Origin of the sequence: Capnocytophaga leadbetteri (assembly GCF_003054025.1) — a bacterium.
Classification (GTDB): domain Bacteria; phylum Bacteroidota; class Bacteroidia; order Flavobacteriales; family Flavobacteriaceae; genus Capnocytophaga; species Capnocytophaga leadbetteri.
In genome coordinates this window covers 43,791-57,929 of record NZ_QBKG01000013.1, presented here as the reverse complement: position 1 = coordinate 57,929, position 14,139 = coordinate 43,791, and the positions used below count along the sequence as shown (strand labels likewise).

The 14,139-nt window shown below is 33.2% G+C and carries 13 protein-coding genes; all 13 read right to left on the bottom strand.

Translation table 11 applies throughout. The annotated features are described in order from the left end of the window. Positions 1-82: 82 nt before the first annotated feature. From C8P65_RS09600 to C8P65_RS09545, 13 genes are read right to left on the bottom strand one after another with little or no spacing between them, the layout of a single operon-like run. The gene (locus C8P65_RS09600; RefSeq protein ID WP_107782614.1) at positions 83-1,204 is read right to left on the bottom strand and encodes a glycosyltransferase family 4 protein; all 1,122 of its coding nucleotides are present in this window, start codon (positions 1,202-1,204) and stop codon (positions 83-85) included. A 6-nt stretch (positions 1,205-1,210) separates the two neighbouring features. After that, positions 1,211-2,086, bottom strand: a complete 876-nt coding sequence (locus C8P65_RS09595) for a glycosyltransferase (protein ID WP_107782613.1) — start codon at positions 2,084-2,086, stop codon at positions 1,211-1,213. Continuing rightward, positions 2,083-3,276 carry an EpsG family protein gene (locus C8P65_RS09590; RefSeq protein ID WP_107782612.1) on the bottom strand — a complete coding sequence of 398 codons (1,194 nt, stop codon included), beginning with the start codon at positions 3,274-3,276 and terminating at the stop codon, positions 2,083-2,085. Before C8P65_RS09590 ends, C8P65_RS09595 begins: the two co-directional genes overlap by 4 nt. Next, positions 3,273-4,142, bottom strand: coding sequence for an alpha-1,2-fucosyltransferase (locus C8P65_RS12285; RefSeq protein ID WP_245887385.1), 870 nt, complete (start codon positions 4,140-4,142; stop codon positions 3,273-3,275). The genes C8P65_RS09590 and C8P65_RS12285 overlap by 4 nt, the downstream gene beginning before the upstream one ends. Next, positions 4,139-4,963, bottom strand: coding sequence for a family 6 glucosyltransferase (locus tag C8P65_RS12280; RefSeq protein ID WP_245887384.1), 825 nt, complete (start codon positions 4,961-4,963; stop codon positions 4,139-4,141). The genes C8P65_RS12285 and C8P65_RS12280 overlap by 4 nt, the downstream gene beginning before the upstream one ends. Next, positions 4,960-5,955: a glycosyltransferase family 2 protein gene (locus C8P65_RS09580; protein ID WP_107782611.1), complete on the bottom strand. Its 996-nt coding sequence runs from the start codon at positions 5,953-5,955 to the stop codon at positions 4,960-4,962. The genes C8P65_RS12280 and C8P65_RS09580 overlap by 4 nt, the downstream gene beginning before the upstream one ends. Before the next feature lie 10 nt (positions 5,956-5,965). Further along, positions 5,966-7,318, bottom strand: coding sequence for a lipopolysaccharide biosynthesis protein (locus C8P65_RS09575; protein ID WP_107782610.1), 1,353 nt, complete (start codon positions 7,316-7,318; stop codon positions 5,966-5,968). Continuing rightward, positions 7,319-9,013: a thiamine pyrophosphate-binding protein gene (locus C8P65_RS09570; RefSeq protein WP_107782609.1), complete on the bottom strand. Its 1,695-nt coding sequence runs from the start codon at positions 9,011-9,013 to the stop codon at positions 7,319-7,321. Then, complete coding sequence (locus tag C8P65_RS09565; RefSeq protein ID WP_107782608.1) at positions 9,010-9,915, bottom strand: NAD-dependent epimerase/dehydratase family protein; 906 nt, start codon at positions 9,913-9,915, stop codon at positions 9,010-9,012. Before C8P65_RS09565 ends, C8P65_RS09570 begins: the two co-directional genes overlap by 4 nt. Before the next feature lie 23 nt (positions 9,916-9,938). Continuing rightward, on the bottom strand, positions 9,939-11,252 hold the full coding sequence (gene rfbH, locus C8P65_RS09560; RefSeq protein WP_107782607.1) for a lipopolysaccharide biosynthesis protein RfbH: 1,314 nt from the start codon (positions 11,250-11,252) through the stop codon (positions 9,939-9,941). A gap of 29 nt (positions 11,253-11,281) precedes the next feature. After that, positions 11,282-12,349, bottom strand: a complete 1,068-nt coding sequence (gene rfbG / locus C8P65_RS09555; RefSeq protein WP_107782616.1) for a CDP-glucose 4,6-dehydratase — start codon at positions 12,347-12,349, stop codon at positions 11,282-11,284. Further along, on the bottom strand, positions 12,340-13,113 hold the full coding sequence (rfbF, locus tag C8P65_RS09550) for a glucose-1-phosphate cytidylyltransferase (protein ID WP_107782606.1): 774 nt from the start codon (positions 13,111-13,113) through the stop codon (positions 12,340-12,342). Before rfbF ends, rfbG begins: the two co-directional genes overlap by 10 nt. A 36-nt stretch (positions 13,114-13,149) precedes the next feature. Further along, positions 13,150-14,139 (bottom strand): 2Fe-2S iron-sulfur cluster-binding protein, encoded by a 990-nt coding sequence (locus C8P65_RS09545; RefSeq protein ID WP_107782605.1) that lies wholly within the window; start codon positions 14,137-14,139, stop codon positions 13,150-13,152.

The following is a 14,139-nucleotide window of genomic DNA, read 5'->3' as shown; positions in this document are numbered from 1 at the left end:
GTTCTTGAATTTTGGTGTTCTTTTTTTCTCAAACACAAAATTACTAATTTTCGGGAACTTTTATTTTATTATAGGAAAAAGTTTAAACAGCTTCAGAGTAAAACTTATAGACTTCTTCCCACAATTGTTTCTGATTATACATTTTGGAAATTCTTTCTCTAGCATTTTTGCCTAAAGTAGTACATAAATTTTTATTTTCTATAGCAGAAAGCATTTTACTATATAAATCGCTTTCATCTTTTAGATTGATTAAAAGTCCTGTTTTATTATCTTCAATAGTCTCGCTACAACCATCTATATTTGTAACAATAGCAGGAACTTCCATAGCTCCAGCTTCAATAACAACCATCCCAAATCCTTCGCGATGGGTAGGTAAAACTAAGATATTCATCTTTTTTATAAAAGGTCTTACATCTGATTGCCTTCCTACATAGATAATATCTTTATCTGTTAAAATATATTCTTGTGTGCTTTTTGAAATAGAATTATGAAGTTCAATTTCTCCTAATATAAGGAGTTTTATATTATTGTGGATATTTTTAATTTTTTTGAATACATTTATTAATTCTTCAATACCTTTATCTTTAACAATTCTTCCTATAAAACCAAAAACAAAATCATTAGGAGAGATATTTTTAACATAAATATCTTCTACTTTATCTCTATTAAAAAAATCTGTATCTACTCCATTTACACTGCCATTCCATATAATAGAGATATCTTTTCTGGTAATTTTATCTTCTAAGAGAATTTTCTTCATTCCATAACTGACAGCAATTACTTCTGTTGCAAGCAAACAAGTAATACGTTCCATAAACATTAATAACTTTCTTTTGAAACCTTTAGTTGTTTGGTAACGTAGCCCATGTACATAGTATATTCTATGAGGAACATTAGTTAGATAAGCTGCTATAATAGAAAGTAAACTGGCTTTGGGAGAATTTGCTAAAACAATAAAAGGTTTCTGTTTATAAAAGAAAGAGATAAGAGAAAATAGACTTTTAAAATCTTTTAAAATAGAGATTTCTCTTTCTATTTCTATAGCACATTTATCAACTTTATGAATTGAAGCTATTTGATCTAACTGTTCTCCTGCACTTGATACTAATGTAATATCAAAGAGATTTTTTAAAACATTTATTTGTCCTTTAAAAAAAAGAAAAAATTGAGGTACTGTACTTGTAATAAACATCTTGTGTTTCATGATTCTTTATGATTTGATATTTTTATAAAAGGATAAAATATGTTGTAATTTTTTTTCTACTTCATAAGTTTCAATACGAATATTACGTTTTTTAATTACTAATTTATCTACATTTAAAATAGATGATAACCTTGCTATAACACTTTTTAAATAAGAAATTAAGACTAACTTATTTAACACGTAAGATGTCTCATATTTTTTTCCTTCATTTCTAAAAAAGTTGCGTAATTGTTTTTGCCTAAACAAATAAGTCTTAAGTTTAAACTTAAGAGGGTCTCTATAGAATAATAGTATATCGTCTATATAAGCAAAAGAAGACTTTTCTATAGTTCTAATCCATAATTCGTAGTCTTCCATACCTATAAATTCTTCTTTATAAAGATGCTGTTTAAACCAACTGGTTCTGCCAAGTACAGAAGGGTGTACAAAGACTGCTCCTTGTAGAGCCTCAGCTTGTGTCTTTTTATGAGAGGCTTTCCGATAACCTAAAATTTCGTTATTATCATCAATTACACAAACAGCGGTGCCTACTATATCTGTCTGAGGGTGCTCCATCATAAAACGTACTTGTTCTTCTATACGTTTAGGGTGCATTATGTCATCAGCATCCATTCGAGCGAAAAAAAATCCATTAGCTAACTCTATTTGTTGGTTAAGCCTATAGGATATTCCTCTATTTTGACCATCTACAATTACTTTGATGCGGTCATCTTTAAAGCTCTGAGCAATAGAAACTGAAGCATCTGTACTACCATCATCGGTAATAATGAGTTCAAAATTAGAGTAAGATTGCCTAAGCACAGAGCTTATAGCTTGTGCTAAAAATTTTTCGGAATTATAGACTGGTATACCAATCGTTACTAAAGGAATGTCAGATATCATAATAACTTCGGATTAAAATAATAAAAAGGAACTATACTAGAAACAGGATAGCGTTGCCAAAAGGGGTCATATAGTGTTTGTAATCCATTCAATTTTTCAACTACAAATAAAGATAAATAAACAAAAGAGAAAAATACCGCTACTTTTATCGAAAGTTCTTTCATACTTACGAACAAGAAATACCCATACAAATAAAGTAGAATAAAAAATATTCTTTCAGAAAAAAGAGGAATTCCTAAAAAAATCAGGTAAAAAACACAAGATACAATAATAAATTTCTTCCAATAACTATTTATCTTCTTATAAAAGAACACATTAATAATTAATAAAAGTATTACAAGAATAGCATATCTTGCAGAGGCTATAGAAAAACTGATTTCTGAAAATTGGTATAGTTTTTCCATTCCTGGTATAATACTCCCTAAACCTATAAGCTGTTGTACTATATAAGGAAAAGAAACCCTAAACAGAAGAACTATTATAAAAACTTTTAGGAAAGAATTTGTATGAAAATCTTTTCTTAATACATACCTAAATAGAACACATAAAACAAGTGATGTAATATGGAAAAAAGTAGCCAAAAGCGTAAGTAAATAAAAATTTCTACTTTTTTTCTGTGAAATAGCAAATAGCAAAATAATAGTAGCTAAAGCTTGTCTTTGTAAAAAGCCTGACATTTGCACTGAGAAAAAAAGAAGAAAAAAAGCCATACAAATGCCCCTATATTTTTTTTCAACATACTTAAGCCCATATATTTCTAACCAACTAATACAACCTATTCCGCATAGATTCATATTAAAAAAAGCTAGATCAAAGGGAGTAAGTTTATCAAAAATAGCTATATACAATCGATATAAAACAATAAGTCCCCCTTCTACCCCCTTACCAAATAGTAATAAGGCTTCAAAAAAATAACCTCTGTATATCAGATTGTAGGTATCATAATATATAGACAAGTCCATTGCTAATTCTTCTTTATAAGCTCTTGAAGCATATATAACAGTCAATGAGAAGAAACCTATAAGACTAAATATTACCCGTAAAACTTGCTGATTATAGCTTGAAAATAGAACTAGCATTGAGAAAGCAAAAATAAAAGAGACAATAGGAGAAAAAGGTAAAAAAAGTACAGGTAGTGCTATTAACAACACTACCAAAGCCCATATATTCTCTGTTATTAGTTTGCTCATATTGTTGTCCAATTGTCAGGATATGGACTCATATTTTCCATCTCTATCTTCCAAGGTTTTTTGGGTACTATTACATTTGAGGCATTGGCAAGCATGGCTCCCCACCAAGCAAATGTACTATTCCCAATCACAAAGTTTGTGAATTTTTGTAATAATGCAAAATCAGCTAAAACACTTTGTCCTTCTACTAAAACCACTTCGTAGTTTTCTGCTATAGTTTTTATATCCTCTTTTATAGCCTCAAAATCGTCAGAAAATATGTATACCTTCTGTATATTCATTCTTTCTGAAAGTATTGTTAATCCCTGCAGATAGTGGGGTAACTCTATTTTATTGAAAACTGAAGCATTATTTCCTATAAGAAAATCTCCTCGCCTAATATGTATTGCCACATCGTTATTTGTAATAGAAAATTTAATATTAGGTGATAAACTTTCTATAACTTTAGCAACTTGTTGCTTAAAACTATCCGAAATATACAGATTCGATTGATAATAACCAATATGAATATTTAGTCGATATTTCTCTCTTGTTATAGGGTGAAAAATAGCCCATTGATAAGGAGGCTCTTTTTCCACATTTATTAATCTCCTCAGGAAGCTCTTATAAAGTGGAAACTTAGGCAGTCTTTGTAAAAAAGAGTAAAAGTACTTATGCCCAAAATCTACACAATCTATTCCTATTTTTTCAGGAAGTTGTGTGATTAAAGGTCTTTTGTTTTTATCTTTTGTATCTCCTTTATTTTTATTAGAAGGAGTAATTAGTTTTACATTACTATATCCATTTCTTTTAAGAAAATCAGTATAGGCTAATTGATAGAGCTGATTGCCTAATCCCCCCTGAAATAATACATAATTTGCTTTCATTTTCTTCTAAAAAAGGAAATAATTTGTTTAACAATATTCTTACTTCTTATCTTAAAATTTTCTATTTGCCATTCTGTTTTAGTTATTTTAGTATCTGATAACCCTCTTAGCCATTTATGTCCGCCAAAGCGATAATGATTTTTGTCCTGAATAATAATTTTAGCATTAGGGATTCTTCTGTCTCCTTCTGGTACACCGTACCCTTCAGGATGTACTAACACATCTTCTCTGTGGTCAAATAAGTAGCGATTAAGATGACTTTCGTCATGCCATAATGCTATAACATTGTTGTCAATATCTTTTTTTACTCGTTCTGCTAATGTATGTATGAGCTGTAAATAATGTCTTGCCTTACCTCCATTCAGTCCTCCCATAAAATAATATTCACCTTCATCAGGCTTCATACAAGCTAATGATGAAGGATTAGTGTCATAAGTAAAACTATGGCGTTTTTTCATATAAAAACCGGGGTGTTTTACTCCTAAGAGATTCTTATCAATAGGTAAGAAAGAAGTGTCAACTGTTTCTATAAATTTCATATTAGCATTAAAAAAGAAGATATAGTCCATCTGCTCAAGCTCCTTTTCAGCTTTTAGAAAAATATCGAATCGCATAAGGGTGTCGTACGGCCAGCCTAATTTTTCTTGATGGATACGAGTTACTCTTCCTGTGTCCTCTCCCAAAACAGGTGTTTGGGTATCTGTAAATACAAAATAATACTTAGTGGAACTTGTTATAAAATACTTTTCAGCACTTTTAAAAAAATCCTCCCAAAAAGTAATATATCTACCTGTAGCTATGTATAAAATACCTATATTCATAGTTTTATAGTTGTTTTAGGCTTTAAGATAAAATGTAACTTTATAAAAACACGCCAGCCTAAGAAAATTAATTTATCTATAAATGTTATTTTGTTTTTTAGTTCTGTTATTTTCTGATTTATCTCAGGACTGTTAACTCCAAAAACTCTTTTCGTTCCTATATAATGTAATAATTCTCTATTTTTCTGGTAAATATGAAATAACTTTTTATATACAATAGGGTAGTTCTGAATAATAGAATTTTGTATTTCTTGATCTTTTACATTAATAGAAAAAATAGTACTCATTTTCATACTATCATTTTCTAATATTCTATATAATGTCAAAGGATAATTAATAATTTTAATTATATTACTATGTTTAGATAAGTTTAGATGCATCTGATAGTCAATAGGGGGATAATAATGATTGTCAAATCCATTCAATTCAATAATCTTTTCTCGTTTAAAACAAGCACCTATTATAGAACATATATTGTAAAATTGTAAATCAAAAGGCTGTATTTCTATAATTCTTAATATGTTTGGCTGTTTCCGAGAGAGAGAAGAGTTCTTAGAGAAAATACGCGTTTCTGTATAAATAGCATCAATGTTAGATTTATACTTTTCTATAATTAAGGTCATCTTTTCGATATAATCTTCTTCAAGTAAGTCATCATCATGTAGCATTGTCACAAATTCTGTATCTGCCAACTCAAAAAGTTTATTCCAATTCCCCGTAGCCCCTATATTTTCAGAATTTTTATAGTAAGATATATTTTGATTATTAAATGAATCTATTAGCTGTTCTGTTTCAGAATCTCGTAGAGGGTCATTATCTACAATTAAAATATTAAAGGGGATTTCTGTTCTCTGAGATAAACAACTATCTATCGCTTCTTTTAATAAAGAAACTCGTTTATAAGTAGGAATAGCTATTGTTATTTTAGCTCCTTTTATCTTTCCTATTTTCATAGGAATAGAAGGAATATTTGTTATTTGTTGATAATTCATTTTACTTATTTTAGTGCCAATCCTTCTTTTTATTATAATATATAATAAATGCACTTACAAATGTGCCAACAGTAATTATAAAATAACCAAATGTAATTCCTAAAACACCAAAAATATTGCCCAATAAGAAAGTTGAGAGTAAACATAGAACGGCTGTAATAATAGATAACCACATATAGGGTTCTCTTTTATGGCAGCGCAAATAAGTTGCCCAAGAAAATACAAATTGATTTAGGAATAAAGATAATGCTAGAAAAAACATAGGTCTATAGTCTAAAAAACGATCTGCAATGTTAATGTTTTTTATATAAATATTACTTTCCCGAAAAATAAAAATAGTTGTAAATACTAAGGCTAATAAAAATCCATTTATAAAAACAGATTGTTTTAATACTTTATTAAATATTCTATCTAGCTCAAAATATCTTCTTAATGCTATTAATTCAGAAAAGCAAAATACCTTAGTGTTTATCCAACTCATAGATAGGTTCTGAATAGCATTGAGAAGTGTTAGGCTCATTCCCATCTGTCCCGCTACAACAGCTCCCTCATTAGCAAAAACTACAGGATTAAATAATTGAAAAATGAAAAAACCACTTATTCCACTTAGTGCCATTTTCCATTGATAAGGGAATATTTCTAATTTATAGCTTATTTTTTCTTCACCTAAAAGATTCCATATTTGTATAAGAGTAGTTCTAAACTTTTTCCAAACTAATATTATTAAAACTAAAAATGAACATATGCCTGCAAAAGAAGCAGAGTAAAGTTTAGCTCCTACAGATAGAAATACCCAAAGCAAGAACATATTAATAAATTGATATACAAGTTTATATTTTGCAATTTCTTTTACAAACCCTAATCCCTCTATTATTGAGAGCAAAGGTAAAAAGAAAAAGGTAATTACAGCATTTATTGTTAGAACGACCCAAGGAAATCGCCATTGTATTTTATCTGTATTGTCAAAATTATTAAAAAAATAAAATCCAGATATTAATAGTACTATAAGAGCCAATACTGATAAGAAAGAATACCATTTTATATAGATATGCAATAAACTAGACAATCTTGATTGAAATCTTCTTTCATCATCATTATCAGATTTAATATAAGATTTGATGTTTGCATTTTCATGAGCAACATATTGAGTAAGGATTCCATTAAATCCTAATTCAAAAAATATCTGCATAGATAAAATACTTCCAAAAGTATAATAATAACCTTGCTCTTCACTAGTTAAAAACTTTGCAATTAATAAAAGAGTTATAATTCCTCCTCCTGCTTGAATAATTCTTGCAGAACTAGTATAGAGTATTGCTCTATCTATTCCTAATGTATTTAAAAGTCTATTAATAAGTCTCATCTATTCTATGGTAGGTTCCATCTTAGTTAAAGGATTTCCAAACAACATTTTAGGATATACATTTGTGTGTATATTAATATTTACATTTAACAAAAACGGAGCATTGGCATCTTCCCACATTCTATTTAATCCTATATTAATATCTTCTTCTTTTTCTATTGAAAAGCTATCTATGCCATAAGCGCGAGCTATGGCTGTAAAATCGGGCGCACTATATCCCCAAACAGTAGATTGGTAACGACTTTCAAAATAACTATCCTGAAATTGTCTAATCATCCCTAAGCAATGATTGTTCAATATAACTATTTTAATAGGTAAATTATTCCGCTTTACTGTTTCTAATTCTTGAATATTTATTTGAAAACCTCCATCGCCAGAAATACATACCATAGGTTGCTTATTTAGTGCTATAGAGGCTCCTATTGCTGCTGGTAAAGAATATCCCATTGCTCCCATTCCTCCTGACGAAAGAAATAGTTGGTCTCCATTGAGTTCTAATGATTGTGCACTCCACATTTGGTTATTACCTACATCAGTAGTGAAACCCTTAGCTTTAAAAGAGCCCTTTGAAAGTTGATGCATAAATCGATTAGGATTAATCCCCTTTACATTTTTCAACTCTAAGATATCATCATATGCCTCTCTTTTTTCTTTGATTTCTGCATTCCAATCTATAGGTAAACAATAAGAATAATCTATTTTTTGTACTTCTTCAAAAAAAGTTACCAAATCAGTGTTAAGAGTTATAGTATCTGTAAACCTATTATTCAGTTCAGCAGAATCTATATCTACGTGAAATATTTGTTTCCCTTGTTTAAAAGCTTCTATATCCGCTCCTGTTTGTCTTAAATCTATGCGACTACCAAGCACTAATAATACATCCGAACTTCCTAAAGCATAATTAGCCCATCGGTTTCCATAAGTACCTATAAAACCAACTCTAAGAGGGTGAGTATAAGGTAAAACATCTGCTCCTAGTAATGATGTTACTACAGGAATTTGAAACTTAGCAATAAATTTTTTAAAAAGCTCTGACGCTTGTGCCGCACGAATCCCTCTTCCTATTAATAAAAGAGGCTTTTTACTGACCTTTAATGTATTTATATATTTATTTATAAAATCATCACAAGTAGTAAGATTTTTCTCAAGAAAAGGTTTCTCTACAAGAGCATCTTCTATTTCTTGATTTTGGATATTCATAGGGATATCAATTAACACAGGGCCTGGTCTGCCTGACATAGCTATCTGATAAGCTTCTTCAAAAACATTAGGTATTTCATCTTTTGTCTTTATAGCGTAAGCCTTCTTTGTAATAGCTTCTGCCATTGCCACTATGTCCGTTTCTTGGAATCCTATTTGTCGAGTAGATTTATCTCCTTTTTGTTCATTTGTATTTACCTGCCCCGTTATAAAAATAGCTGGCACAGAGTCAAAAAAACAATTACCAATCCCTGTAAGAAGATTTGTTGCTCCAGGACCACTTGTAGCTAATGCTACTCCTGGCTTATTTTTAATTCTGCCATAAGCGTCTGCAGCCATTGCAGCAGCTTGTTCGTGATGCATACTCACTATGTCTATACCCCCTTCCTGATTAAGGGCATCTATAATGCGAGTAATCATTCCTCCTTGTAGTTCAAAGACAGTATGAATACCTTTATCTTTCAGAAATCTTGCTATATACTGAGTTACTTTCATATATATGAGTTTATAATTTTATCTATTATAATTGACAAAGGTTGTAAATTATGAATTCCAAAAGTTTTCTCAAATTTATGAGGATTCCCTACCATAAACATATTTTGATTTGGTCTATAAGCAATTGCTCCAAATTTCAATAATTGTTTATCTTTCCCTAATTTATCAGCTATTAAACACAATAAATCTTTTATTTTTATTGGAATTCCTGTACATAAATTATAAACTCCTGAATCATCTCTATGTTTATTAAGTATCTTTTCTATTGCTGCAACAAAATCAGCTACATACATATAATCATAAAACTGTTCTCCCTCTGTAAGTTCAATACTATTGTTTACTAATAAACTCTTTATCACTTGAGAGAGTAGCCAAGATTGGGTCTCATTTTCACCTATTATCGAAAAAACCCTTATCCAATACCAGCTTATATGATGCTCCTGAGCTATATTTCTGAGATAATGAGATGTAAATAGTTTTACAGAGGCATAGGCACCTATCGGAGTAGGTAAAAAATCTTCATTTACCTTTTCATTATAATTTCCGTATTCTGCTTGAGAACCTAGACAAATTATTTTCTTTATATTAAATAATACAGATAAGTCTATCAGTTTTTTAGAGAAATAAAAGTTTTCCATTTGTATTTCCCAATTACCTCTGTCAGTTGAAGCTACTCCTGCCCAAGCCGTATGAATAACAATATCTATAGGCTGCTCTTCAAAAGCCGTTTGCAAGGGCACACGATCTATATCATAGCTTTTAAAAGCGTTTTCAAAACCTTTTAAACGCCACATATCAGAGGTAGAGCGTTTGAGTACTACTACTTCATAACCCTTACTTACCAATGCTTTTAGCAAATGGCTCCCCAAAAAACCTGTCGCTCCTGTTAAAAGTACTCTCATAATCTGCTTACCTGCCGTAACTGCTAAAAATTCACCCCAAAATATTCTTCTAATTTCTCAGCAATATACTCTAAATGTTCCTCTCCTAAAGCTGGATAAATACCTACCCAAAAGGTTTGGTTCATTGTAATATCAGTATTAGTAAGATCTCCCACTACACGGTATTCCACTCCTTTAAAATAAGGCTGCTTAGTAAGGTTACCCGCAAACAACAATCGCGTACCTATCTTATGCTGGTCTAAGAAACGGAGCAAATCTACCCGTGCGGTACCTGATTCTTCTTTAAGGGTGATAGGGAAACCAAACCACGAAGGGTCACTATTAGGGGTTGCCTCTGGCAGATATAAAAAGTCAGTAAGTGTTTGCAATCTATTTTTTAGATAAGCAAAATTCTTACGGCGTTTTTCTATAAACTCCTCTACTCGGTCTAACTGAGCCAAGCCGCAGGCTGCTTGCATATCACTGATTTTTAGGTTGTAACCTAAGTGCGAATACACATATTTATGGTCGTAACCAAAAGGCAAATCGCCGTGTTGTTGCGAAAAGCGGCAGTTGCAAGTATTGTCACAACCTGGTGCACAATAGCAATCACGTCCCCAATCGCGGAAAGACTCAGCTATAGTTTTTAGCTCCGCATTGTTAGTAAATACGGCTCCTCCTTCACCCATTGTGATATGGTGAGCTGGATAGAAACTTAGGGTAGCAATATCACCAAAAGTACCTACTTTTTGTCCGTTATAGGTAGCACCCAAAGCATCGCAGCAATCTTCTACAAGCCAAAGGTTATATTTCTCACAAAGGGCTTTTATTTTCTCTAAGTTGAAAGGGTTCCCTAAGGTATGGGCGAGCATTATCGCCTTTGTTTTAGGAGTAATGGACTGTTCTATAAGGTCAGCATTTACATTATGTGTGTGTAAGTCTACATCTACAAATACTGGTATAGCCCCAAACTGAATTATAGGGTTCACCGTAGTAGGGAAGCCTGCCGCTACACCTATTACCTCATCACCTTTTTTAATAGCACGTTCGCCTAATTTAGGAGAAGTAAGTGCACTAAAGGCTACTAAGTTAGCCGAAGAACCAGAATTTACCGTAATACAGTATTTTACTCCTAAAAAGGCAGCCAATTTTTCTTCGAAAGCACGGTTAAAACGTCCTGTGGTAAGCCAAGCATCAAGCGAGGCATCCACCATATTTTTTAGTTCTTGGGCTCCCAATACCTTACCTGAAGGCGGTATAACAGTAGTACCCCCCTCAAAAGGTTTCGGTTTGTAAGCCTCTTGGGCATATTTTTCAACTAATTGAGCTATTTCTTGCCTAATGGTGTCTAAAGTCATTTATATTATAGTGTTTTTTGTTGTTAGTTTTAATTATTGTATTTCTCTATTTCTTGCAAGCATTTTACCTGCATATCAGCTCCTTCTAGCCATGCTCGGTGCCAATGAACTATTTGCTCCAAGGTTTGCTCTAATCGCCATTTTGGGTGCCATTTTAGGCGCATTGCAGCTTTCGAACAGTCAAGTTTCAGAAAGTTAGCTTCGTGGGGTTGTTCACTTTTGTCTATTTCATAGTGCGCTCCATCTCCCCAGAAATGTACCATCTTATCAAGTATCCACTGCACAGGTTGGCAGTCATCGTCTTTAGGCCCAAAGTTCCAACCTTCAGCAAAAGCCTTCCCATCTTGCCACAAACGTTGTGCTAATACTAAGTAGCCTGAAAGAGGTTCTAATACGTGTTGCCACGGACGAGTAGATAGCGGATTGCGAATAATTACCGATTGCTGTTTCTCAAAAGCGCGCAGAATATCGGGTATCAATCTATCTTCAGCCCAGTCTCCACCACCTATCACATTACCTGCACGTGCCGAGGCTACAGCTGCTGTATCAGGGGTGTGAAAAAACGACCGTTGGTAAGCCGAAACTACCAATTCGGCACAACCTTTACTGTTACTATAAGGGTCGTGACCGCCCATAGGTTCGTTTTCACGATAGCCCCATTCCCATTCGCGGTTTTCATAACATTTGTCAGTAGTAATTACTACTATCGCTTTTAAGTGCGAGGCATAGCGCGAAGCTTCGAGCACATTCACAGTCCCCATCACATTAGTGCTATAAGTCTCGATAGGCTCTTTATACGAAAGCCTTACCAAAGGCTGTGCTGCCAAGTGTAGCAATATATCGGGGTTAAAAGTACGTATGCTCTCCGAGAGTTTGCTAAAATCGCGAATATCGCCTATCTCACTCTGCATCTGCTGTGCTACTTTAGCCTCAACAAAAAGAGACGGATTTGTTGGTGGAGTTAACGAAAATCCCTTTACTTCAGCACCCATTTGTTGTAGCCAAAGCGATAGCCACGAACCTTTAAAGCCCGTATGCCCTGTGATAAATACACGTTTACCTTTCCAAAAATGAGTATCTACTTTTCCTATTGCCATACCTTCCAAGGTGCTTTGTTGTTTTGCCATAATTCTTCCAAAAGCGTTTTATCACGGAGTGTATCCATTGGTTGCCAAAAGCCTTCGTGCTTATAACACATCAACTGTCCGTCTGTGGCTAAGCCTTTTAGCGGTTCTTGTTCCCAAATAGTGCTATCTCCTTTTATGCGCTCTATTACTTTAGGTGATAGTACAAAGAACCCTCCATTAATAAGTGCTCCATCTCCTTTCGGTTTTTCTTGGAACTTCATAATCTGATTATTTACTATATCCAAAGCTCCAAATCTACCTGGGGGATAGACTGCTGTAAGGGTTGCCTCCTTACCGTGTGCTTTATGAAAAGCTACTAATTTAGCAATATCAATATCAGCTACTCCGTCGCCATAAGTAAAGCAAAAAGCTTCTTCATTTTCAATATAAGGCAATACCCTTCTAAGGCGCCCCCCCGTCATAGAGTGCTCACCTGTATCAATAAGAGTAACTTTCCAAGGTTCAGCGCGTTTTTGGTGTACGTGCATCTCATTGTTTGCCATATCAAAAGTAATATCCGATTGATGTAAAAAATAATTAGCAAAATATTCCTTGATGATATAGCCTTTATAACCACAACAAATGATAAATTCATTGATGCCGTAGTGCGAATATATTTTGAGAATATGCCATAAGATAGGCATTCCTCCTATTTCTACCATTGGTTTAGGTCTCAAGGCTGTTTCCTCACTCAATCGTGTGCCGAGACCACCTGCTAAAATTACTGCTTTCATAAAAATTAATCTACTTATTGCTTGAAAATTAATCACTTATTTGCCTGCAACAAATGCATCAGCGAAAAAATTTTCTTCTTTTAATCCTTGTTTAGTGAGAAGTTCCTGAGCACTTTGTATCATTGCCTCACTACCACAAGCATACACTTGTGCTGTAGGCCAACTGATAGCCTGTGCTGAAGCTATCTCTTGCACATACCCTTTTGCTCCTTGCCAGTCGTCCTCACGAGTCAATACGGGTATATATTCAAAATGAGCAAAGGTAAAATCAGGCTTCCAAAATAAGTCTTCTTTTTTTCTTCCTCCCCACAAAAGCCACACTTTTTTATTAACTAATAATTCCGGACTGGCTTGCAGCTGTTCTAAAATGGCTTTTATAGGTGCAATACCAGTACCTGTAGCTAATAATACTATATCAGTGCACTCTTCATTATGTCGGTAAAAGAAAGTGCCTAAAGGCCCCTCTACTCTAAGCAAATCATTAGGCTTAGCCTCATTAAACCAATAGTTGCTAAATAGTCCCCCTTCATAATTGCGAATGAAGAGCTTTAGTTGGTTGCCTTCACACTGACTATGACTAATAGAATAGCTGCGCTTATGTCCATTTCTGATAATATCTACATATTGCCCCGCTAAAAACTGAAAATCTACCTTAGGAGGCAAACGCAACACTACCTCTACAATATTAGGGGTAACAGTTGCAATACTGCTTATTTTACAAGGACTCACTTGGGGTTTAGGCAGCTTTACTCCTAAATCCTCTACTGCTAATTTTATATCAGAGCGGGGTATTACATTGCACGACAGCACATAGCCTGCGGCTTTCTCTTCAGTGGTAAGTACTTGTTCATCTTGTAGGTTCTCTACCTCTCCTTCAAGCACTTTCACTCTACAACTCCTACAACGAGCCTCAAAACACGAATACTCTAAGCTAATATCATTTTCTAAAGCAGCTCTTAGCAAAGAGGTATTCTCATCGCAAGTATAAGATTTATTATTTTTTAAATATATAGTATACTGGTTCAA